The sequence below is a fragment of the Mycobacterium colombiense genome, assembly GCF_003284935.1.
GTDB lineage: Bacteria > Actinomycetota > Actinomycetes > Mycobacteriales > Mycobacteriaceae > Mycobacterium > Mycobacterium arosiense_A.
Map to the genome: position 1 here is coordinate 1 of NZ_QMEV01000037.1, position 21682 is coordinate 21682.

General features: G+C 67.9%; 21 protein-coding genes. 13 read left to right on the forward strand and 8 right to left on the reverse strand.

The annotated features are described in order from the left end of the window. The 6 genes from DQP57_RS16580 to DQP57_RS16610 form a co-directional block, all read left to right on the forward strand. Positions 1–230: ComF family protein (locus tag DQP57_RS16580; RefSeq protein ID WP_133259253.1), on the forward strand; the 230-nt coding region annotated here is incomplete at its 5' end. Between the two features lie 333 nt (positions 231–563). Beyond that, complete coding sequence (hpf, locus tag DQP57_RS16585) at positions 564–1232, forward strand: ribosome hibernation-promoting factor, HPF/YfiA family (protein WP_112633934.1); 669 nt, start codon at positions 564–566, stop codon at positions 1230–1232. 221 nt (positions 1233–1453) lie between these two features. Further along, a complete protein-coding gene (secA, locus tag DQP57_RS16595; RefSeq protein WP_112633936.1) occupies positions 1454–4282 on the forward strand; it encodes a preprotein translocase subunit SecA in 2829 nt (942 codons plus the stop codon). 184 nt (positions 4283–4466) lie between these two features. Beyond that, positions 4467–5231: a methanethiol S-methyltransferase gene (gene mddA, locus DQP57_RS16600; protein ID WP_205869148.1), complete on the forward strand. Its 765-nt coding sequence runs from the start codon at positions 4467–4469 to the stop codon at positions 5229–5231. 68 nt (positions 5232–5299) lie between these two features. Further along, positions 5300–5782: a cation:proton antiporter regulatory subunit gene (locus tag DQP57_RS16605; RefSeq protein WP_112633938.1), complete on the forward strand. Its 483-nt coding sequence runs from the start codon at positions 5300–5302 to the stop codon at positions 5780–5782. A 4-nt stretch (positions 5783–5786) separates the two neighbouring features. Beyond that, positions 5787–6944: a cation:proton antiporter gene (locus DQP57_RS16610; RefSeq protein ID WP_112633939.1), complete on the forward strand. Its 1158-nt coding sequence runs from the start codon at positions 5787–5789 to the stop codon at positions 6942–6944. A 15-nt stretch (positions 6945–6959) separates the two neighbouring features. Here the strand turns inward: DQP57_RS16610 and DQP57_RS16615 are convergent, their stop codons facing one another. Next, positions 6960–7526, reverse strand: coding sequence for an Rv3235 family protein (locus DQP57_RS16615; RefSeq protein ID WP_240631787.1), 567 nt, complete (start codon positions 7524–7526; stop codon positions 6960–6962). Positions 7527–7736: 210 nt separating this feature from the next. Here DQP57_RS16615 and DQP57_RS16620 point away from each other — a divergent pair, with 210 nt between their 5' ends. From DQP57_RS16620 to DQP57_RS16640, 5 genes are all read left to right on the forward strand, one after another. Next, positions 7737–9158 (forward strand): WS/DGAT/MGAT family O-acyltransferase, encoded by a 1422-nt coding sequence (locus DQP57_RS16620; RefSeq protein ID WP_112633940.1) that lies wholly within the window; start codon positions 7737–7739, stop codon positions 9156–9158. A gap of 41 nt (positions 9159–9199) precedes the next feature. Continuing rightward, entirely contained in the window at positions 9200–10057 is an 858-nt protein-coding gene (gene ppk2 / locus DQP57_RS16625) for a polyphosphate kinase 2 (protein ID WP_112633941.1), read from the forward strand. 16 nt (positions 10058–10073) lie between these two features. Next, a complete protein-coding gene (locus DQP57_RS16630; protein ID WP_112633942.1) occupies positions 10074–10586 on the forward strand; it encodes a DUF6912 family protein in 513 nt (170 codons plus the stop codon). 137 nt (positions 10587–10723) lie between these two features. Continuing rightward, positions 10724–11884: a ferredoxin reductase gene (locus DQP57_RS16635; protein ID WP_112633975.1), complete on the forward strand. Its 1161-nt coding sequence runs from the start codon at positions 10724–10726 to the stop codon at positions 11882–11884. A gap of 84 nt (positions 11885–11968) precedes the next feature. After that, positions 11969–13252: a fatty acid desaturase family protein gene (locus tag DQP57_RS16640; RefSeq protein ID WP_112633943.1), complete on the forward strand. Its 1284-nt coding sequence runs from the start codon at positions 11969–11971 to the stop codon at positions 13250–13252. A 12-nt stretch (positions 13253–13264) separates the two neighbouring features. Here the strand turns inward: DQP57_RS16640 and DQP57_RS16645 are convergent, their stop codons facing one another. Both DQP57_RS16645 and DQP57_RS16650 read right to left on the reverse strand, forming a co-directional pair. Next, positions 13265–14089 (reverse strand): hypothetical protein, encoded by an 825-nt coding sequence (locus tag DQP57_RS16645; RefSeq protein ID WP_112633944.1) that lies wholly within the window; start codon positions 14087–14089, stop codon positions 13265–13267. Beyond that, on the reverse strand, positions 14086–14691 hold the full coding sequence (locus DQP57_RS16650; protein WP_112633945.1) for a TetR family transcriptional regulator: 606 nt from the start codon (positions 14689–14691) through the stop codon (positions 14086–14088). Before DQP57_RS16650 ends, DQP57_RS16645 begins: the two co-directional genes overlap by 4 nt. 159 nt (positions 14692–14850) lie before the next feature. Between DQP57_RS16650 and DQP57_RS16655 the strand changes: the two genes are divergently transcribed. Beyond that, positions 14851–15990: a hypothetical protein gene (locus DQP57_RS16655; protein WP_112633946.1), complete on the forward strand. Its 1140-nt coding sequence runs from the start codon at positions 14851–14853 to the stop codon at positions 15988–15990. Between the two features lie 6 nt (positions 15991–15996). Here DQP57_RS16655 and DQP57_RS16660 read toward each other — a convergent pair whose 3' ends face one another. The 3 genes from DQP57_RS16660 to DQP57_RS16670 are packed head-to-tail and all read right to left on the reverse strand — an operon-like array spanning position 15997 to position 18778. Beyond that, positions 15997–16485, reverse strand: a complete 489-nt coding sequence (locus DQP57_RS16660) for a DUF302 domain-containing protein (RefSeq protein WP_112633947.1) — start codon at positions 16483–16485, stop codon at positions 15997–15999. Beyond that, a complete protein-coding gene (locus tag DQP57_RS16665; protein ID WP_112633948.1) occupies positions 16482–17585 on the reverse strand; it encodes an NmrA family NAD(P)-binding protein in 1104 nt (367 codons plus the stop codon). Before DQP57_RS16665 ends, DQP57_RS16660 begins: the two co-directional genes overlap by 4 nt. A gap of 5 nt (positions 17586–17590) precedes the next feature. Further along, positions 17591–18778 carry a thiolase family protein gene (locus DQP57_RS16670; protein ID WP_112633949.1) on the reverse strand — a complete coding sequence of 396 codons (1188 nt, stop codon included), beginning with the start codon at positions 18776–18778 and terminating at the stop codon, positions 17591–17593. Between the two features lie 96 nt (positions 18779–18874). On the opposite strand from DQP57_RS16670, the gene DQP57_RS16675 reads away from it, so the two are divergent. Continuing rightward, a complete protein-coding gene (locus tag DQP57_RS16675) occupies positions 18875–19351 on the forward strand; it encodes a winged helix-turn-helix transcriptional regulator (RefSeq protein ID WP_112633950.1) in 477 nt (158 codons plus the stop codon). Here DQP57_RS16675 and rsgA read toward each other — a convergent pair. After that, a complete protein-coding gene (rsgA, locus tag DQP57_RS16680) occupies positions 19335–20330 on the reverse strand; it encodes a ribosome small subunit-dependent GTPase A (RefSeq protein WP_112633951.1) in 996 nt (331 codons plus the stop codon). The genes DQP57_RS16675 and rsgA overlap by 17 nt on opposite strands. Further along, a complete protein-coding gene (aroA, locus tag DQP57_RS16685) occupies positions 20327–21646 on the reverse strand; it encodes a 3-phosphoshikimate 1-carboxyvinyltransferase (RefSeq protein WP_112633952.1) in 1320 nt (439 codons plus the stop codon). The genes rsgA and aroA overlap by 4 nt, the downstream gene beginning before the upstream one ends. Positions 21647–21682: the final 36 nt, after the last annotated feature.

Consider the following 21682-nt stretch of genomic DNA (forward strand, 5'->3'; position numbering starts at 1 on the left):
TCCCCGCGTTGCGGCTCCGGGCGCTGACGCGTGACTCGGTGGGGCTGGGCACCGCGGCGCGCGAACGCAACATCGCCGGCCGGGTGGTGCTGCGCGGTCGACCGCCGCACACCGAAGTCATGCTCGTCGACGACATCGTCACCACCGGCGCGACGGCGCGCGAATCGGTGCGCGTCCTGCACGCCGCCGGGGTTCGGGTCGCCGCGGTGCTGGCGATCGCCGCGGTCTGAACCGGCCGCGGCTGCGCGCAACCCATGAACCAGCCAAGAGCTTGTGAAGAACTCGCAACAGCTGGACCAAATTAGTGGCATCGGCAGGCGAACACGAGCTAACGTCGACAACAACGAAGAACGACTCATCGGTCTGACTCACTGGTCGCGAATTTCCAGGTGGGACCCATCCGCGGGAAGGGGTGAGTATTCGACACCTTGCTCCGGCGGGCAGCCTGCGGCGGTAGCCAGTCTCGAACCGCTCTCACCTCGTCGGCGCATCAAGCAGCCGGGCACGCAGGGCGCGTGCGACGTGAAAAGAGAAACGAGTTGTCACGTATGTCAAGGCTATCCGTGGATTCCGGTCAGATTCTGGACCAACCGCCCATCACCGATGAGCAAGCCCCACCGACAACCACCGCCGATGTTGTGTTCAAGGGCCGCAACGTTGAAGTCCCCGATCATTACCGTCTGTACGTCTCGCAAAAACTCGCCCGGCTCGAGCGGTTCGACCGCTCCATCTATCTCTTCGATGTCGAGCTCAAGCACGCGCCCAACCGGCGTCAGCGCAAATCCTGTCAGCGCGTGGAAATCACCGCCCGCGGCCGGGGCCCGGTGACCCGCGCGGAGGCCTGCGCCAACAGCTTCTACGCCGCGTTCGAGTCCGCGGTCGACAAGCTGGAGAACCGGCTGCGCCGCGTCAAGGACCGTCGCAAGGTTCACTACGGGGACAAGACGCCGGTGTCGCTGGCCGCCGCCACCGCGGTGCCGCCCCCGGTCCCGCTGGACAGCGCGCCGCAGCCCGCGCCGGCCGAGCCCGACGGCGCGGAACCCGGCCACGAGCCCGGACGGATCGTGCGGACCAAGGAACACCCGGCGACGCCGATGACGGTCGACGACGCGCTCTACGAGATGGAGCTGGTCGGACACGACTTCTTCCTGTTCCACGACAAGCAGACCGAACGGCCGTGCGTGGTCTACCGGCGGCACGCCTACGACTACGGCTTGATCCGACTGGGCTGATCAGGCTCTCCTGAACGGGGTCCTCGGGCGTCGACCCGCGGTGCCCGGCGTTGCCGCGCTTGCGATCGCCGCGGGGTCTTCGGGCGGCGACCCGCGGCGCCCGGCGTTGCCGCGCTTGCGATCGCCGGTACGGCGGTACTCAAGAGCTCGTCGCCTACCATGGGAGTCGCTCAAGAAAAGACTCCTACCAACAGGGGCACATCCCAAAAGGGGACAACACCGTGCTGTCGAAGTTGCTGCGCCTTGGCGAAGGTCGCATGCTCAAGCGTCTCAAGCGGGTGTCTGACTACGTCAACACCTTGTCCGACGAGATCGAGAAGCTCACCGACGCCGAGTTGCGGGCCAAGACCGACGAGTTCAAGAAGCGGCACGCCGACGGCGAAAGCCTCGACGACCTGCTGCCCGAGGCTTTCGCGGTGGCCCGCGAAGCGGCCTGGCGGGTGCTCGACCAGCGACCCTTCGATGTGCAGCTGATGGGCGGCGCGGCGCTGCACTTCGGCAACGTCGCCGAGATGAAGACCGGTGAGGGCAAGACCCTGACCTCGGTGCTGCCGGCCTACCTCAACGGCATCGGCGGCAAGGGCGTGCACATCGTCACCGTCAACGACTACCTGGCCAAACGCGACAGCGAGTGGATGGGCCGCGTGCACCGCTTCCTCGGCCTGGACGTCGGCGTGATCCTCGCGCAGATGACCCCCGACGAGCGCCGGGTCGCGTACGCCGCCGACATCACCTACGGCACCAACAACGAATTCGGCTTTGACTACCTGCGCGACAACATGGCGCATTCGCTCGACGATCTGGTCCAGCGCGGACACAACTTCGCCATCGTCGACGAGGTCGACTCCATCCTGATCGACGAGGCCCGCACCCCGCTGATCATCTCCGGCCCCGCCGACGGCGCCTCCAACTGGTACCTCGAGTTCGCCCGGCTGGCGCCGCTGATGGAGAAGGACGTCCACTACGAGGTGGACCTGCGCAAGCGCACGGTGGGCGTGCACGAGCTGGGCGTGGAGTTCGTCGAGGACCAGCTCGGCATCGACAACCTCTACGAGGCCGCCAACTCGCCGCTGGTCAGCTACCTCAACAACGCGCTGAAGGCCAAGGAGCTGTTCAACCGCGACAAGGACTACATCGTGCGCGACGGCGAGGTCCTGATCGTCGACGAGTTCACCGGCCGCGTGCTCTACGGCCGCCGTTACAACGAGGGCATGCACCAGGCCATCGAGGCCAAGGAGCACGTCGAGATCAAGGCCGAGAACCAAACGCTGGCCACCATCACGCTGCAGAACTACTTCCGCCTCTACGACAAGCTGGCCGGCATGACCGGTACCGCCCAGACCGAGGCGGCCGAGCTGCACGAGATCTACAAGCTCGGCGTGGTGCCCATCCCCACTAACAAGCCGATGATCCGCGCCGACCAGTCCGACCTGATCTACAAGACCGAGGAAGCCAAATACATCGCCGTGGTCGACGACGTCGTCGAGCGCTACGAGAAGGGCCAGCCCGTCCTGATCGGTACCACCAGCGTCGAGCGCTCGGAGTACCTGTCGCGCCAGTTCCAGAAGCGCCGCGTGCCGCACAACGTGCTCAACGCGAAGTTCCACGAGCAGGAGGCCGGCATCGTCGCCGTCGCCGGCCGCCGCGGCGGGGTCACTGTGGCCACCAACATGGCCGGCCGTGGTACCGACATCGTGCTGGGCGGCAACGCCGACTTCCTCACTGACCAGCGGCTGCGCGAGCGCGGCCTCGACCCGGTCGAGACGCCGGACGAGTACGAGTCCGCCTGGCACGAGGAGCTCCCCAAGGTCAAGGAGGAGGTCAGCGCCGAGGCCGCCGACGTGATCGAGGCCGGCGGCCTGTACGTGCTGGGCACCGAGCGCCACGAGTCCCGCCGCATCGACAACCAGCTGCGCGGCCGTTCCGGCCGGCAGGGCGACCCGGGCGAGTCGCGGTTCTACCTGTCGCTGGGCGATGAACTCATGCGCCGGTTCAACGGCGCCGCGCTGGAGGCGATGCTCAACCGGCTGAACCTGCCCGACGACGTGCCCATCGAGGCCAAGATGGTCACCCGGGCGATCAAGAGCGCCCAGACCCAGGTGGAGCAGCAGAACTTCGAGGTCCGCAAGAACGTCCTGAAGTACGACGAGGTGATGAACCAGCAGCGCAAGGTGATCTACGCCGAGCGCCGCCGCATCCTGGAGGGCGAGAACCTCAAGGAGCAGGCGCTGGACATGGTCCGCGACGTGGTCACCGCCTACGTCAACGGAGCGACCGCCGAGGGCTACGCCGAGGACTGGGACCTCGAAGCCCTGTGGACGGCGCTGAAGACGCTGTACCCGGTGGGCATCGACCATGCGCCGCTGACCCACCGCGACGCGGACTCCGACCGCGACGACCTCACCCGCGAGGAGCTGCTCGAGGCGCTGCTCAAGGATGCCGAAAACGCTTATGCCATAAGGGAAGCCGAGCTCGAGGAGATCGCAGGCGAGGGCGCGATGCGTCAGCTGGAACGCAACGTGCTGCTCAACGTCATCGACCGCAAGTGGCGCGAGCACCTCTACGAGATGGACTACCTCAAGGAGGGCATCGGGCTGCGCGCGATGGCCCAGCGCGACCCGCTGGTCGAGTACCAGCGCGAGGGCTACGACATGTTCATGGCGATGCTCGATGGCATGAAGGAGGAGTCCGTCGGGTTCCTGTTCAACGTCACCGTCGAGGCGGTGCCCAGCCCGCAGGTCGCCCCGGTGGAAACCCCGGAGGGGCTGGCCGAATTCGCCACCGCCGCGGCCGGCAAGCAGGGCGGCGCCGCGACGGCCGTGCGCGAAGAGGCCCCAACGCAGTTGCGCGCCAAGGGGATTGACAACGAAGCGCCGGCGATGACGTACTCGGGTCCGTCAGAGGACGGTTCGGCGGCGGTGCAGCGCAACGGCGGCGATGGCAAGGCGCCGGCCGGGGTCCCCGGCGGCGCCAGCCGGCGCGAACGCCGCGCCGCGGCGCGACAACAGGGTCGCGGCGCCAAGCCGCCCAAGTCGGTCAAGCGCCGCTAATCGGGCCGCGCCTCGCGCGGGCCCTCCCCGCGAGCGTGAAGTTACCTTCACGCTCGGCGCCGAGCGTGCGACTAGCTTCACGCTCGGCACCCAACCGCGCGGACTCAACCGCGCTTGGTGCGGCCGGGAACAATGAGGCAATCGCCCCATGTTCTTCCGGGCCGTTGAGGCGCACAATCAGCGAATGAAGCGTTACCTGACGGTCGGCTACGGCGCGGCCGCTTATCTGCTCTTTCTCGCCGTATTCCTGTATCTCGTCGCGTTCCTGGGCAACTTCTGGGTGCCGCGAACGGTCGATCACGGGCTCTCGGCGCCCATCGGCCAGGCGGTGTTGGTCAACATGGTGCTGCTCGGGGTGTTCGGCGTCCAGCACAGCGTCATGGCGCGGCCGGGGTTCAAGGCCCGGTGGACGCGGTTGGTGCCGCCGGCGATCGAGCGCAGCACCTACGTGATGCTGTCCAACGTCGTGCTGGTGCTGCTCTACTGGCAATGGCGAACGATGCCGGCCGTCATCTGGGAGGTAGGGCTTCCCGCCGGGCGCCTGGCGCTGTGGACGCTGTTCTGGCTCGGCTGGGCCATCGCGCTGGCGTCGACGTTCATGATCAACCATTTCGACCTGTTCGGGCTCCGGCAGGTGTATTTGGCTTGGCGCGCAAGGCCTTACACCAACCTCGAATTTCGCGTCCGGTTCTTTTACCGCCTGGTGCGGCACCCGCTGATGCTGGGCTTCGTCATCGCGTTCTGGGCGGTGCCCACCATGACGGCCGGACATCTGCTCTTCTCCATCGCGATGACGGGCTACATCCTGGTCGCCACCCACTTCGAAGAGCGCGACCTGGTGGCCGCGCTGGGCGACGACTACCGCGACTACCGCCGCCAGGTGCCCATGCTGGTGCCGCTGGGGCGCCGGTCGCGCGGTGGCCCCACCCAACCGGCCGAGCTGCACTAGTTTCGGGCCGGCTATGAACATTTCCGCCCGGCGACACCGGCGACGGGCGACCTGTCAGGATTGACGGTATGGACGTCAAGGAGGTGCTGCTCCCCGGGGTCGGTCTTCGCTACGAATACACCGACCAGAAGGGTGACCGCATCGGCATCATCGCGCGGCGCAGCGGCGATTTCGACGTCGTCGTCTATGCCCGCGAAGATCCGGACGAGGCCAGGCCGCTGCTGCACCTCACCGACCAGGAGGCCGAAGCCGTGGCCCAGATCCTGGGCGCCCCACGGATCGCCGAACGGTTCACTGAGCTGGCCCGGGAGATCCCCGGGCTCGAGACGGGCCAGGTGCACATCCTGGCCGGCAGCCCGTTCGTCGATCACCCGCTAGGCGACACCAGGGCCCGCACCCGCACCGGGGCGTCCATCGTGGCGATCGTGCGCAACGAGGAGGTGCTCGCCTCGCCCGGCCCCTCCGAGATGCTGCACGTCCAAGACGTTCTGATAGTCATCGGCACCGAAGACGGAATCGCGGGCGTCGAGAAGATTATCGACAAAGGCTGAGCCGGTGCAGATTTCGGGGACGCTGCTCTTACAGCTCGGCGCCCTCCTGGCCACTCTGGCCGTATTAGGCGCCGCCGCACGCCGATTCGCGTTGTCGCCCATCCCGGTGTACCTGCTGGCCGGCCTGGCCCTGGGCAACGGTGGCATTCTCCCGCTGGCGGCCGGCGGGCAGTTCATCACGACCAGCGCACCCATCGGCGTGGTCTTGCTGCTGCTGACCCTGGGCTGCGAATTCTCGGTGGCCGAATTCTCTTCCAGCATGCGCCACCACCTGCCGTCGGCGGCCGTCGACATCGTCCTCAACTCGGCGCCCGGCGCGATCGCGGGCTGGCTGCTGGGGTTGGACGGCGTGGCCATCCTGTGCCTGGCCGGCGTCACCTACATCTCCTCGTCGGGCGTCATCGCGCGGCTGCTCGAGGACCTGCACCGGCTCGGTAACCGGGAGACGCCGGCCGTGCTGTCGGTGCTGGTGCTCGAGGATTTCGCGATGGCCGCCTACCTGCCGCTGTTCGCGGTCCTGGCATCCGGCGGCGGGTGGCTGCACGCCGTCGGCGGCATGGTCGTGGCGGTGGGCGCGTTGCTGGCCGCGTTCGCCGCCTCCTACCGCTGGGGCCACCACGTGGAGCGGCTGGTGCAGCATCCCGACTCCGAACAGCTCATGCTGCGGGTGCTGGGCATCACCCTGATCGTGGCGGCCATGGCCGAGTCGCTGCACGCCTCGGCGGCGGTCGGCGCCTTCCTGGTGGGCCTCACCCTGACCGGCGAGACGGCCGAGCGGGCCCGCCGAGTGCTGGGTCCGCTGCGCGATCTGTTCGCCGCCATCTTCTTCCTGGCCATCGGCTTCTCGGTGGATCCGCACGAATTGGTTCCCATGCTGCCGGCGGCGCTGATCCTGGCCGCGGTGACCGCGGCGACGAAGGTGGCCACGGGGGTCTTCGCCGCCCGGCACGACGGCGTGGCGCGGCGCGGGCAGCTGCGCGCCGGCACCGCCCTGATCGCCCGCGGCGAATTCTCGTTGATCATCATCGGCCTGGCCGGCAAGTCGCTGCCCGCCGTCGCCGCGCTGGCGACGTCCTACGTGTTCATCATGGCGATCATGGGCCCCGTGCTCACCCGCTACACCGGCGGCCCGAGGGCGACCGGCGCCGCACCGGCGAACTGAGCCCGGCCCGTCCGGTTAGCCGATGTGCAGGGCGACCACCATCCACCGGGTTGCGCCCGCCGCGTCGACCTGTTCGACCCGGCAGGCGATGGCGTGGCTCCGGTTTCCGCGGCTGAAGGAACCGAAGACTTCGGCCGCCGAGTCGGGGTCCCGGTGCCCGGCTGGCTGCAGCCGCATACGGCGCAGCACCGCGGCGCCGCGCCGACCACCCGCCTGGGCCGCGGCCGAACGTGCCACCGCGGCTACCGAATCCACCAGGCTCGGCGCGAGCAGCCCATTGAGCTGGGTGGCCGGACGGCGGCGGTCGATGACCTCCAGCACCCGGCGCAGCGCGGCGTCGGCGAAGACGGCCGCCTGGCGCATCCGTGGGGACATGACCGTGCCGCGCTCCGGTGCGGCCGAGCGGCTGGGCTGCCCGGTATAGGCCCGCGGCGCATGGCTGCTCCGTCGGCGCAACGGCGGGCGCGAGGAGGGCCGGCACGGCGGGGCGGGGTGCGACACGTCCTGCGTCGGCGGCTCGTAGTCGACGACTGGTATGACGGTGAAAGCGTCAGCTGGATTCGCAACAGGACTGGTGTTCAACGCGCACTCTCCAAGTCTTCGGCCGGACCGGCAGCCTGCTGGAGAGGGGCAGACAGTGGTTAGTCAGTGGTCATCATGGCACAACTCGACCGCACGCGTACCCACGCTGAGTTACCGCACCGCCACCCGGTTACCGTGGGCGGGACGGGGCCCCCACGGCCCAGGGCTCCCCGTGCACGGGCGACGAACCGACCAGGAGGACAGCGCCGCATGGTGAGTCGCTTGTCCCCGCCGGACGCGTCCTTCTATCGGCTGGAGAACTCCGCCACCCCCATGTATGTCGGATCGCTGGCGATCCTGCGCCGCCCCCGATCGGGCTTGAGCTACGAAACGCTGCTGGCCACCGTCGAGCAGCGGCTGCCACAGATACCGCGCTACCGGCAGAAGGTGCGCGAGGTGCGGGTCGGCACGGCCCGGCCGGTGTGGCTCGACGACAACGACTTCGACATCACCTATCACGTGCGGCGTTCGGCGTTGCCCTCGCCGGGCAGCGATGAGCAGCTGCACGAGCTGATCGCGCGCCTGGCCGCGCGGCCGCTGGACAAGTCGCGCCCGCTCTGGGAGATGTACCTGGTCGAAGGCCTGTCCCAGAACCGGGTCGCCCTGTACACCAAGTCGCATCAGGCGCTGATCAACGGCATGTCCGCGCTGGAGATCAACCACGTCATCGCCGACCGGACGAAACGCCCGCCACCGTTTCCCGAGGACATCTGGGTACCGGAGCGCGACCCCGGCAACACCCGGTTGATGTTGGGCGCGGTCAGCGAATGGGTCACCGGGCCCGGCGCCCAGCTGCAGGCCGTCGGCTCGATGATCGGTGGGCTGGTGACCAATCACGGCGAGCTGCTGACCGCCGGTCGCCGGGCCGTCGACTTCGTGCGCACCGTGGCCCGGGGAACCGCGCCCAGCAGCCCGCTCAACGCCACCGTGTCACGGCATCGGCGCTTCACCGTCGCCCGCGGCAGCCTCGACGACTACCGCGCCGTGCGCGCGCGCTACGACTGCGACGTCAACGACGTGGTGCTCGCCGTGATCGCCGGCGCCCTGGGTAACTGGCTGATGTCGCGCGGGGTGGCGGTGTCGCCGACCGCGACCGTGCGGGCGATGGCGCCGCTGCCGGTATACGGCGACGGCGACCTCGACGCCAGCGGTCCCGGTCAGGCGATCAGCCAGGTGACGCCGTTCCTCGTCGACCTGCCGGTGGGGGAGCCCAACGCCGTGGTGCGGCTCTCCCAGATCGCGCACGCCACCGAGTCGAACCCGACCGCCGCGCATCTGGTGGACGCCAGGACCATCGTCACGCTGTCGGGCTTCGCCCCACCGACGTTGCACGCCATGGGGATTCGGGTGGCGACCAGTTTCCCGAGTTTCTCCAAGCGCACGTTCAACCTGCTGATCACCAACGCGCCCGGCGCCCAGTCGCAGATGTACATCGCCGGCACCAAATTGCTCGAGACCTACGCGGTGCCACCGCTGCTGCACAACCAGGCGCTGGCCATCGGGGTGACGTCCTACAACGGCGAGCTGTACTACGGGATCAACGCCGACCGCGAAGCCATGAGCGATGTCGAGCTGCTGCCCGGCCTGCTGAACCAAGCGCTCGACGAACTGCTGGAGGCTTCCCGGTCCTAGTCTGCGGTGAAAACCACTGCGTGGGGCTATCATTCGTTGCTGTGAGCACCACGAAACGCGACGGCCCACCGTCGAAGCCGAACAAAAAGTCGGCTTCCCCGGCCGTAGCCAAGATCTCCGACGAGGTCTACGAAGCCGAATTGTTCAGGCTGCAAACGGAATTGGTGAAGCTGCAGGAATGGGTGCGCTATTTCGGGGCGCGGGTGGTGGTGCTCTTCGAGGGCCGCGACGCCGCGGGCAAGGGCGGTGCCATCAAACGGATTACCGAGTACCTCAGCCCACGGATCGCACGCATCGCCGCGCTGCCGGTGCCCTCGGATCGGGAACGCGGCCAGTGGTATTACCAGCGCTACATCGCCCATCTGCCCACCAAGGGCGAGATCGTGCTGTTCGACCGGTCCTGGTACAACCGCGCGGGCATCGAGAAGGTCATGGGCTTCTGCACACCGCAGGAGTATGCGCTGTTCATGCGGCAGACGCCGATCTTCGAGCAGATGCTCATCGACGACGGGATATTGCTGCGCAAGTACTGGTTCTCGGTTTCCGAGGCCGAACAGCTGCGGCGGTTCAAGGCGCGGCTGAACGACCCGGTCCGGCGCTGGAAGCTGTCCCCGATCGACCTGGAATCGGTATACCGGTGGGAGGATTACTCACGCGCCAAGGACGAGATGATGGTGCACACCGACACCCCGGAGAGCCCGTGGTACGTCGTCGAATCCGATATCAAGAAACACGCGCGACTGAACATGATGGCCCATTTGCTGTCCACGATTCCCTACCGCGATGTCGAGACGCCCAAGGTCAAGCTGCCCCGGCGTCCCGTCGTCAGTGGCAACTACCAGCGCCCGCCGCGTGAGCTGTCGACGTACGTCGCCGACCATGCGGCCACGCTGATCTAGGCGATCGAGGCGCGCCATGACCGTCGTCTATATCCCCGCCACGGTGCCGATGTTGCAGCAACTCGTCGCCGACGGCTCGCTGTGGCCCGTCAATGGCACGGCGTTCGCACTGACACCGAGACTGCGCGAGGCCTACGCCGAGGGCGACGACGACGAGCTCGCCGACGTGGCACTGCGCGAGGCGGCGCTGGCGTCCCTGCGCCTGCTGGCGGCCCAGGGGGCCGAGGCGCCGTCGGAGTCGCTGCCGCCGCGCCGCGCGGTGCTGGCCGCCGACGTCGAGGACGTCACCTACCGCCCCGACCTCGACGACGCCGTGGTCAGGCTGGCCGGCCCGGTTCGGATCGACCAGGTGATCGCCGCGTACGTCGACAACGCCGCGGCCGAACCGGCGGTGGCGAAGGCGATCGAGGCCGTCGACGCCGCCGACCTGGGTGACGAGGATGCCGACCTGATCGTCGGCGATGCCCAGGACCACGATCTGGCCTGGTACGCCAACCAGGAGCTGCCATTTCTGCTGGAGCTGATGTGACGGCGAATGTGAGGCAGTCGGCGCCGCAGCGCTAGCTACGACACCGTAGGTTACGGTACCGTAGGTTTCGTGAAGCGCACAGAATCGATCACAATGTGAGCGTCAGTCACACGCCGCGTAGTGAGCAGGAGCTTCCCCTGGGCAGACGTAACCCATCGATCACGGGCAACGTCGTCGACACCACGCGACCTGTTGTCGCCGGCGCGGACCGGCATCCCGGTTGGCATGCGCTGCGCAAGCTCGCCGCCCGCATCACCACACCGCTGTTGCCCGACGACTACCTGCATCTGGCCAATCCGCTGTGGTCGGCGCGCGAACTGCGGGGCCGGATCCTGCAGGTGCGCCGCGAGACCGAGGACTCCGCGACCCTGGTCATCAAGCCGGGCTGGGGCTTCAACTTCGACTACCAGCCGGGCCAGTACATCGGCATCGGACTGCTGATGGACGGGCGCTGGCGTTGGCGGTCGTATTCGCTCACCTCGGCCCCGGCCGGTAAGAGCCCGCGCTCGGCATCCGGTTCGGCGCGCACCGTGACCATCACGGTCAAGGCGATGCCCGAGGGGTTCCTGTCGTCGCACCTGGTGGCCGGCGTCGAGCCGGGCACGATCGTGCGGCTGGCCGCCCCGCAGGGCAACTTCGTGCTGCCCGACCCCGCGCCGCCATCGATCCTGTTCCTCACCGCGGGCTCCGGGATCACGCCGGTGATGTCCATGCTGCGAACCTTGGTGCGCCGCAACCAGATTGGTGACGTCGTCCACCTGCACTCCGCACCCACCGAATCCGACGTGATGTTTCGCGCGGAGCTGGCCGCCCTGGCCGCCGAGCACCCGGGCTACCGGATGCGGCTGCGCGAGACGCGCACCCAGGGCCGGCTCGACCTGTCCGTGCTGGACCACGAGGTGCCGGACTGGCGCGAACGGCAGACCTGGGCCTGCGGTCCGGAAGGCATGCTCGGCGAGGCCGAGCGGGCATGGTCGGCCGCGGGCATCGGCGAGCACTTGCACCTCGAACGGTTCGCGGTGTCTCGGGCCGCACCGACCGGCGCCGGCGGCGCCGTCACCTTCGCCCGCAGCGGACGCACCGTCGACGCCGACGCCGCGACATCGTTGATGGACGCGGGCGAGAGCGCCGGCGTGCAGATGCCCTTCGGCTGCCGCATGGGCATCTGCCAATCGTGCGTGGTCGGCCTCGTCGAGGGTCACGTCCGCGACCTGCGGACCGGCCAGGAACACGACCCGGGGACCCGGGTGCAGACCTGCGTGTCCGCCGCGTCCGGCGATTGCGTGCTCGACATTTAAAGGCTACTCATAGGTAACCTACGGCTTCGTAGGTTACGATAGCGTAGGTAAGTCAGCACACACGACCGCAGGGAGAAAAAGACGATGGCGATCACCGACGTCGACGTATTCGCCCATCTGACGGACGCCGACATCGAAAACCTGGCCGTTGAGCTCGATGCCATTCGCCAGGACGTGGAAGACTCGCGCGGCGAGCGGGACGCTCGCTACATCCGCCGCACCATCGCGGCCCAGCGCGCGCTCGAGGTGACCGGCCGGCTGCTGCTGGCCGCCAGCTCGCGGCGCTCGGCCTGGTGGGCGGGGACCGTGACCCTGGGCGTGGCCAAGATCGTCGAGAACATGGAGATCGGCCACAACGTCATGCACGGCCAGTGGGACTGGATGAACGACCCCGAGATTCACTCCTCAACGTGGGAGTGGGACATGAGCGGGTCGTCCAAGCACTGGCGCTACACGCACAACTTCGTGCACCACAAATACACCAACATCCTCGGGATGGACGACGACGTGGGCTACGGCCTGCTGCGTGTCACCCGCGACCAGCGCTGGAAGCGCTTCAACCTGTTCAACCTGGTGTACAACACCCTGCTCGCGCTGCTCTTCGAGTGGGGCGTCGGCCTGCAGCATGTGGAGCTCGGCAAGATCGCCAAGCGCCGCATGGACAACGACGAGGCCCGGCAACGGGTCGACGAGTTCCTGGCCAAGGCCGGTCGGCAGGTGCTCAAGGACTACGTCGCCTTCCCGGCGCTGACCTCCTTGTCGCCCGGTGCCACCTACATGTCCACGCTGAAGGCCAACGCGCTTGCCAACGTGATCCGCAACGTGTGGGCCAACGCGGTGATCTTCTGCGGCCATTTCCCCGACGGCGCAGAGAAATTCACCAAGACCGACATGATCGGCGAGACCAAGGGGCAGTGGTACCTGCGCCAGATGCTGGGCAGCGCCAACTTCGAGGCCGGCCCCGCGCTGCGGTTCATGAGCGGCAACCTGTGCCACCAGATCGAGCACCACCTGTATCCGGACCTGCCGAGCAACCGTCTGCACGAGATCTCGGTGCGGGTGCGCCAGGTGTGCGACAAGTACGACTTGCCTTACACCACAGGCTCTTTCCTGTTCCAGTACGCCAAGACGTGGCGCACGCTGGCCAAGCTCTCGCTGCCGAACAAGTACCTGCGCGACGACGCCGACAACGCGCCCGAGACCCGCAGCGAGCGGATGTTCGCCGAGCTCGAGCCCGGTTTCCTGGGCACGGACCCGGCCACCGGGCGCCGTCGCGGCCTCAAGTCCGCGATTGCCGCCGTGCGCGGTTGGCGACGGGAAAAGCGGGCCGCCGCCGCGCGCCGCGCCGAGGACGACCTGGCGGCCTAACTGCCGACTGCGTCACGGGTGCGTGACCAGATAGGTCTCGTTGGTCAGGCCGGCGGTGAGTTCCTCGACATCGAAGGGGCGATCCAGGCGTGCGTGCAACGCCTTCGGATCGAGGAGCAGGCTGATTTCCGCGGTTTGGCGGGCGAACAGCCGCCCGATGAGGGGATAGATTCGGCGCATGACCGCCCGCTCGGCGGCCGTGCAACGCGACGCGCAATAGCCGACGTGGCCGATCTCGTCGGTCAGGATCTCGCTGTAGAGCAACTCAATTCGTTCGGCGACGAGCGGCTCGTCGGCGAAAAGTCTGCTGCCGGCGCGGCGTAATTCGTCGAACAGGATGCAGCCCGCCATCTCCGCGGCTCCGACGAACAGGAAGCCGAGCCGTTCGGGCAGGAATACGTTCGCTTTGACGAACTGGCGGATGACGAAGGGCGGCGGGACAACCTGGAAGGTCAGGTCGAACGCGTCGAGAGCGTAGGCCAGCAGCCGGGTGTGGTAGTGCTCTTCCAGCTCGAGGTAGACGCGCTCGGGCGGCACGCTCTCGTCGCTGTTGCGCCCGTAGGTCTCGCCCAGGCCCACGCCGAATCGCTCCGCCTGGTTCAGCTTCGCGGTGGCCAGCAGGAAGAGCATCTTGTCGTCCAGACCGGGTTCGGGTCGCCGCCGTCGCAGGTTGCGCAGGAAGGTGGCGCGGTCGGCGGGATGGGCCGACCGGATGGGATTGGATTCCAGGTCGCCGAAGAACTGCTCGCGATTGGCCAGCCGCCTGTTGAGCAGATCGGCCTCGCCGTCGCGTTGGGCCAAAAAGTCCCGATAGCCTTCGATGCCGGTGCGATTCATCGCTTCTCCATTCCCTTGACAATCGTTGTCACGTAACGGTTTAACAACGCGGCATCGTGGGCCCCGGTGGCCAGCAGCGCGAAAAGTCCGGTGAGAAAGAACGTTGCGAGTTCGGCCGCGTCCACGTCGGGGTCGACCCGCCCCGCGTCCTGCGCTCGAGCGATGACGCCCACCAGATGTTGTCCGAGCGGGTGCTGGGCAAGCTCGTCTTCGACCGGGCGGGCCGAGGAGAAATGCAGTCCGAGCATGTCCCGGAAAACCGCTTCGCCCAAGCGGGTTTCGGCGCTCAGTACGTGATGCACAAGCTGGGAGAGCACCGACGCCAGATCCCCCTTGGCGTCGCCGAGTTCGCTGATGATGCGGGTCTCCTCGACGCGCTCCGCCTCGATGAGAACGTGCTCCTTGGTGGGGAAGTGGAAGTAGAACGTCCCCCGTGCCACGTCCGCAGCGGCGACGATCGCGCTGACGTCGGCGGCGGCCACACCGCGCCGCGAGATCTCGGCCAGCGCCGCGTCGAACAGGCGCGCACGGGTCTGGAGCCTGCGGGCCTCGCGCACGCTCCCCCCCGGCGATCCGGTCGCGGACGGCGCGCGTGACTCCATGCGGGCACCGTACGCCCATTGACTGACGATCGTCAATGACGGGCGTCAGTGAGTGGCGCTCGTCGGGGCCGGGCGCCCGCTTGCTGGACATGTATCGTCAAGCTTCCGGTAAGCGCGTACGTGGCCGTGCGTGTGCGCGTGACGACAGGACGCCCAACGATGAGCGGTCAATGCAGCGACGACATCGAACGCATCGCCAACCGTTTGGGCTTCAGCTGCGAGCACGCCTCGCCGTGGGTGACCCTGAGAAACCCGTTCGGACTGGCGAATTGGACGCTGCCGGTGATTGAACTGCTGGTCGTCGCGGGCGCCGTGCTGGCGCTGTGGTGGGCGATCCACCGACTGCGCCGCGATCGCGAACCCGCCAACGTGGTGATCTGGTTCGCGACGGTGATCTACCTGCTCATCGTCGAGCCGCCGCTGTACTTTCCCACGGTGTTCGGCGTCGACGGCTCCATCGGTGCGGTGTTCGTGCCCAACGTCTTCACGGTCCAGTTCATGTACGACCGGCTGCCGCTCTACATCGTGGCGCTCTATCCCGCGATGATGACCTTGGCCTACGAGGTGGTGCGCAGCCTGGGCGTCTTTCGGGACTGGGGCGCGATCGTCGGTGCGGTGTGCGTGGGATTCGTACACAATTGCTTCTACGAAATCTTCGACCAGCTGGGTCCGCAGCTGCGCTGGTGGGCGTGGAACACCGACAACGCGATCAACCATCCGATGCTGGCCTCGGTGCCGATGGGCAGCGTCGTGCTGTTCGCGACCGTGGGGCCGGCCTGCGTCGCGCTGTTCAGTCAACTGTTGGTCACCCGCCCGATCGAGCGCGGGCGATATCTGGGCCGAATTTCTTTGACGGGCCGCACCTTTGGGGTCGCGGTGCTGGTGCCGGTGGGGATGGTCGTCGCCAATGTCCCGATCCTGCTGGCCGGTGGCCAGCATCCCGACAGCGCACTGCGCCGGGCGCTGTACTTCATCATTCTCGGCGCGTTCACCGTGGTGGCGGTCCCTATCCTGTTGCGCCAGTGGCGCGACACCGCGTTCACGCCCGGCGCGCGCAACACCTTCGTCGCGACCTTCGGGTTCGCATTCCTGATCGTGCTCGGGGGTTTGTGGTTGTCGGCCCTGCCGGCCCACGGGAAGGCCTCGCACGGCCTCACGTCCGACGGAACACCCACCGGCAGCCTGGTCTACGCGGTGGCGTGCTACCTGCTCGCCGTCGCACTGACGCTGTCGGTGACCGTGCGGCCGGTCCGTCCGTCGGCGCTCATCCGGCGAAAACAGCTGACCGGCACGAGGTAACGCCGGTCAGGCGGTCACCTTCTCGGCCAACGCCGCCAGCTTCGCGTCGAGTTCCTCCGCGGCGCTGAGCAATTCGGGATTGGGCGAGACGGCCATCAGCGACGACGGCTTGACGTAGGTCAGGCTGCTGCGGCCGTCGTCCTCCTCGAGCAACAGCAACTCGACCGGGGCGAACAGGCCCGCCGTCACGTCGTGGCGCAGCATGGTGATGGCGATCAAGGGGTTGCCGAGGATGACGCGCACGGCCTTGCGGTCGATGCCGGCCTTGGTGATCCAGGCGCCGTGGTCGACCGTGCCGAACAACATGAATCCGCTTGGCCCGACGTGGGATTCGACGCGCTCCCGAAACGACTCCCAGTCGCCGGTGCCCGTCGCGATGTCGTTGATGGGCACCGGCCGCTCACCGATGTCGGCGAGCAACGCGGTGCGCAGTTCGTCGTAGCCCTTGGTGCTGTCGTAGCGCACCCGCACGCCGTCGAACGGGGTCTCGGTCATAATTTCCCCCTCCTCATATCCTCGCCGATCTTCAGGATCGGAGTCCGGTTCTGCGGTTGCACCCTCTCCCAGAGGCTGCCTTTCCCCAGCGATCTTCCGAGCTGGTCTTCTCGGCGGAACCATTCCTCGGCTCTGCGGATCCGGTGCGGGTGAATTTGATCGAGCAGACCGTAATCGCGTTTGACCACTCCGTATTTCCACAGATTCCAGAATCCCGTGTAGTTGTCCCGGACATTCATGGTGCTCTTGTCGCTGGGGTCTGCGTTGTATCCGGCAGGGGCATCCGCCGCCCCGCTGAGGGGGCCGTCCCGCCAATAGGTGTCTAAATCGGTGTCGATGTACCGCGCCGGATGTCCGGTGACCTTTTCGAACGCCGCGGCGAGATCCGCATAGGCGATATGGTCCACGGCGACTTCGAGATCGATGCCGTTCGCGCGCTCGGGATGGTCGAACAGCCAACGGACGTAATATCCGCAATCTTCGAGAGCCACATGGGGCACCGCACCCTCGCCAAGCGGGACCCGCCACGTCACGACACCGTCCTCGACGGCGGGCGTCATCGGCGTCCCGGGCGAGATCACCATCTCGATGTAGGGACCCGTGGTGAAGACCGCCGCGCCCATCCGATCACCGTTTACCTTGTCACCGTTTACCTGATTCTGGAACAGGATCCATTCACCCACCCGGCCCTTGCCGTCATAGTGGCCGGTGCGGAAGCGGGAGTCGTATCCCGACTTCTTGAGCCCGTAGTCGAGGTTTCCATAGACGAAGAACTTGACTCCCTCTTCGAGAGCTATCTCGTAACTGCGGATCGCCCAATACATCTCGGTCTTCTCGCCGGTGTTGAACCCGTCGATGTTGACGAATGCCGCATCACAACCGCGGAAACCCTCCCGCAGCTTCGCTTCGTCGGCGAATGAGCCTTCCAATACGGACACGTTGTCGAGCGCGAGCAGCTCTTTCGCTCGGCGGGAGTCGGGGTCGCGGCTGAGGAATCGAACGGAGTATCTCTGGTCGGCGACCAGGGCGCGGATGATGGGCATGCCCTGGGCGCCGGTGCCGCCGATGACAAAGACGCTCGAGATGCTGGGCGACGACATCGCCGTCAACCCAGCCGCTCGATGATCGTCGCGTTGGCCATGCCGCCGCCCTCGCACATCGTCTGCAGGCCATACCGACCGCCGCGCTGCTCCAGCGCGTTCACAAGTGTTGTCATGATGCGCGCACCACTAGCCCCGAGAGGGTGACCGATAGCGATGGCACCGCCATTCACATTGGTGCGCTCAAGGATGCCCGTCTGCTCCCCGTCTACGTCCTTGGCCCAGGCGAGCACCACGGGCGCGAACGCCTCGTTCACCTCGAACAGGTCGATGTCGGCGAGCGTCAGACCCGCCTTGGACAACACCTTCTCGGTGGCCGGGATGACGCCGGTCAGCATGTAGAGCGGGTCGGAGCCCACCACGGTGGTGGTGTGGATCCGGGCCAGCGGACGCAACCCCAGCTTCTTGGCGGCCTCGCCGCTGGTGATCAGCACCGCGGCGCTGCCGTCGGACAGCGGCGACGAGTTCCCCGGGGTGATCTCCCAATTGATCTGCGGGAAGCGGGCTTTGGCCGCGTCGCTGTAGAACGCCGGTGACAACCTGGCCAGCGTCTCGACCGTCGTGCCGGGGCGGATGATCTCGTCGGTGGTCAGCCCGGCGATCGGAATGAGCTCGTTGTCGAAAAGCCCCTCCTTGGTGGCGCGGGCGGCCTTCTCATGGCTGCCGGCGGAGAACTCGTCGAGCTGTGCGCGGGGAAAGCCCCACTTCGCCGCGATCAGTTCGGCGCTGATGCCCTGCGGCACCAGGCCGTCGGGGTAGCGGCGGGTCATGCCCTCGCCCATCGGGTTGCTGCCTGGGGACACCTGGGAGCCCATCGGCACGCGGCTCATCGATTCCACGCCACCGGCGATGACGATGTCGTACGCCCCGGCGATCACGCCCTGCGCGGCGAAGCTGATGGCCTGCTGGCTGCTGCCGCATTGGCGGTCGATCGTGACTCCGGGCACCGATTCCGGGAACCCGGCGCCCAGCAGGGCATTACGGGCGATGTTGGCCGCCTGGTCGCCGACCTGGGTGACCGCGCCGGCGATGACATCGTCGACCTGGGCCGGATCGACGCCGGTGCGTGCCACCAGCTCGCGCAGGCTGTGCGCCAGCAGATCGGCGGGCAGCACCCCGTGCAGCGCGCCGCTGGCCTTGCCCTTGCCGATGGGGGTGCGGACGGCTCCGACGATGACGGCGTCGCGATTCATGATTGTCCTCGAGTCCGGGGGATCTAGGTATAGACCGCTATACTCAGATAAACACCTCGGTATGCTGAAAGCAACCCAGGTGCGGAGGTGATTTAGATGACACTGCTGCAAGGACCGCTGGCCGACCGCGACGCCTGGTCGGCGGTGGGCCAGTGCGCGATCGAGAAGACCATGGCGGTCGTCGGAACCAAATCCGCGATGCTGATCATGCGCGAGGCGTACTACGGCACCACCCGATTCGACGACTTCGCCCGCCGGGTGGGCATCACCAAGGCCGCCACCTCGGCGCGGCTGAGCGAACTGGTCGAGCTGGGGCTGTTACGGCGCCAGCCCTATCGCGAACCCGGGCAGCGCAGTCGCGACGAGTACGTGCTCACGCAGGCCGGCATCGAGTTCATGCCGGTGGTGTGGGCGATGTTCGAGTGGGGGAGGCGCCATCTGCCGGGCCGCAACCGGCTGCGGCTGACCCATCTGGGATGCGGCGCCGAGGTAAGCGTCGAAATCCGTTGTGCGGAAGGGCATTTGGTTCCGCCCGACGAGCTCGGCATGCGCGTGGCTAAGGAGTCTGGCTGAGTGCGGCCAGCAGCCGGCGCGCCGCGGCGACGCGGCGGACGGCGGGCCCGGTGAGGGTGTCCAGCGCGCACTCGGGGTCGGCAGGCGGACCCATGTGCCCGCAGCCGCGCGGGCAGTCGGCGATGGCCTCGGCCAGGTCGGAAAAGGCCATCATGACGTCGTCGGGCCGGATGTGGGCGAGCCCGAAGGATCGGATGCCCGGTGTGTCGATCACCCAGCCGGTGGTGCCCAGCGGCTCGGTCAACGGCAGCGCCACCGACTGCGTCGAGGTGTGCCGTCCCCTGCCGATGTCGGTCACGTCGCCGACGGCGCGGTCCGCGTCGGGCACCAGGCGGTTCACCAGGGTGGACTTGCCGACGCCGGAATGCCCGAGCAGCACGGTGATCTTGCCCGCGAGCAGGTCCGCCACCGCGGGCAGGGGATCGTCGCGGCCGGCCTCGACCACCGTCAGGTCCAGATCGACGAATTGCCGGGCGAACGGCTCCGGCGGGGCGAGATCGGTCTTGGTCAGGCACAGGATCGGCGTGAGCCCGCCGGCGTAGGCGGCGATCAGCGTTCGGTCCACCAGGCCGGTGCGGGGCGGCGGGTCGGCGAGCGCGACCACGATCAGCAGCTGGTCGGCGTTGGCGACCACCACCCGTTCGGTCGGATCGGTGTCATCGGCGGTGCGCCGCAACACCGTTCGGCGTTCCCCGCGACGCACGATGCGGGCCAGCGTGTCCGGGCGACCGGACAGGTCACCCACCACGTCGACGTCGTCGCCCACCACGATCGGGGTGCGGCCCAGCTCGCGGGCCCGCATGGCGGTGACCCGGCGATCGACGTCGCCGCCCAGCACGCATCCCCAGCGGCCGCGGTCGACGCTGACCACCATGCCCGCCTCGGCGTCGGCGTGTTCGGGACGGGTCTTGGTCCGCGGTCGCGAGCCCCGGCCGGAGCGGATCTTGACGTCGGACTCGTCGTAGTCGCCGGGCCTCACATGCCGTGCTCTTCCCCGGGCTCCAGCATCCGGGCCCACAGCCGCGGGAACTCGGGCAGCGTCTTGCCGGTGGAGCCGATGTCGTCGACCTCGACCCCGGGCACCCGCAGCCCGATGATCGCGCCGGCCATCGCCATCCGGTGGTCGGCGTAGGCGCGCCAGGTTCCGGACTTCAACGGGGTCGCGGTGATCACCAGGCCGTCGGGGCTTTCGGTGCAGTCGCCGCCCAGCCGGTTGATCTCCTTGCGCAGCGCGGTCAGCCGGTCGGTCTCATGCCCGCGCAGATGCGCGATGCCGGACAGGCGCGACACCGATCCAGGGGTCGCCAGCGCCGCCAGGGCGGCCACCGACGGCGTCAGCTCGCCGAGCGCGCGCAGGTCGACATCGAAACCGTCGTAGTCGCCGGACCCCCGCGCCTCCAGGAACGAATCATTATGCGTCACAGCGGTATTGAGGTTGCTCAACACGCTCAGGATGTTGTCGGCGGGCTGCACACTGCTCGACGGCCAGCCGGCGATGCGCACCGCGCCGCCGGTGACCACCGCCGCGGCCAGGAAGGGCACGGCGTTCGTCAGGTCCGGCTCCACCTCCCAGTGCCGCGCCGCGACCGGCCCGGGGCGCACCTGCCACCGGTTGGGGACGGAGTCGTCGACGTCGACGCCGGCCTGGCGCAGCATCGTCACCGTCATGGCGATGTGCGGCGCCGACGGCAGCTCTCCACCGGTGTGCTGGACGGTCAACCCCTCGGCGAACGATGCCGCGCACAACAGCAGCCCCGACACGAATTGCGACGAGGCCGACGCGTCGATGGTCACGGTCCCGCCGACGACCGAGCCCGTGCCCAGCACCCGGAACGGCAGACCGGAGCCGTCGATCCGCACGCCTAGCCCACGCAGCGCGTCGAGCAGCGGGACGATGGGCCGTGCCCGGGCCTGCTCGTCGCCGTCGAACTCGACGATCGACTCGGCCAGCGCCGCCAGCGGCGGCACGAACCTCAGCACGGTGCCGGCCAGTCCGCAATCGACCTGTGCCATCGGTTCGGGCGACACCCGGCCGCTGACCGTCAATTCGGTCCCGTCGCCGTCCCCGTCGCCGTCCCCGTCGCCGTCGAGGTCCAGGCCCAGCGTGCGCAGCGCCCCGATCATCAGGTCGGTGTCGCGGCTGCGCAGCGCCCCGGCGATGGTCGGGGTGCCTTGCCCCTGGGCGGCCGCCAGCGCCGCCAGCACCAGGGCGCGGTTGGTCTGCGATTTCGACCCCGGAACGGTCACGGTCGCGCGCACCGGTTGCGCCGCCACGGGGGCCTGCCACGTACTCACTGGTCCATCATCGCCTGTCATCGGTTTCTGCCACCA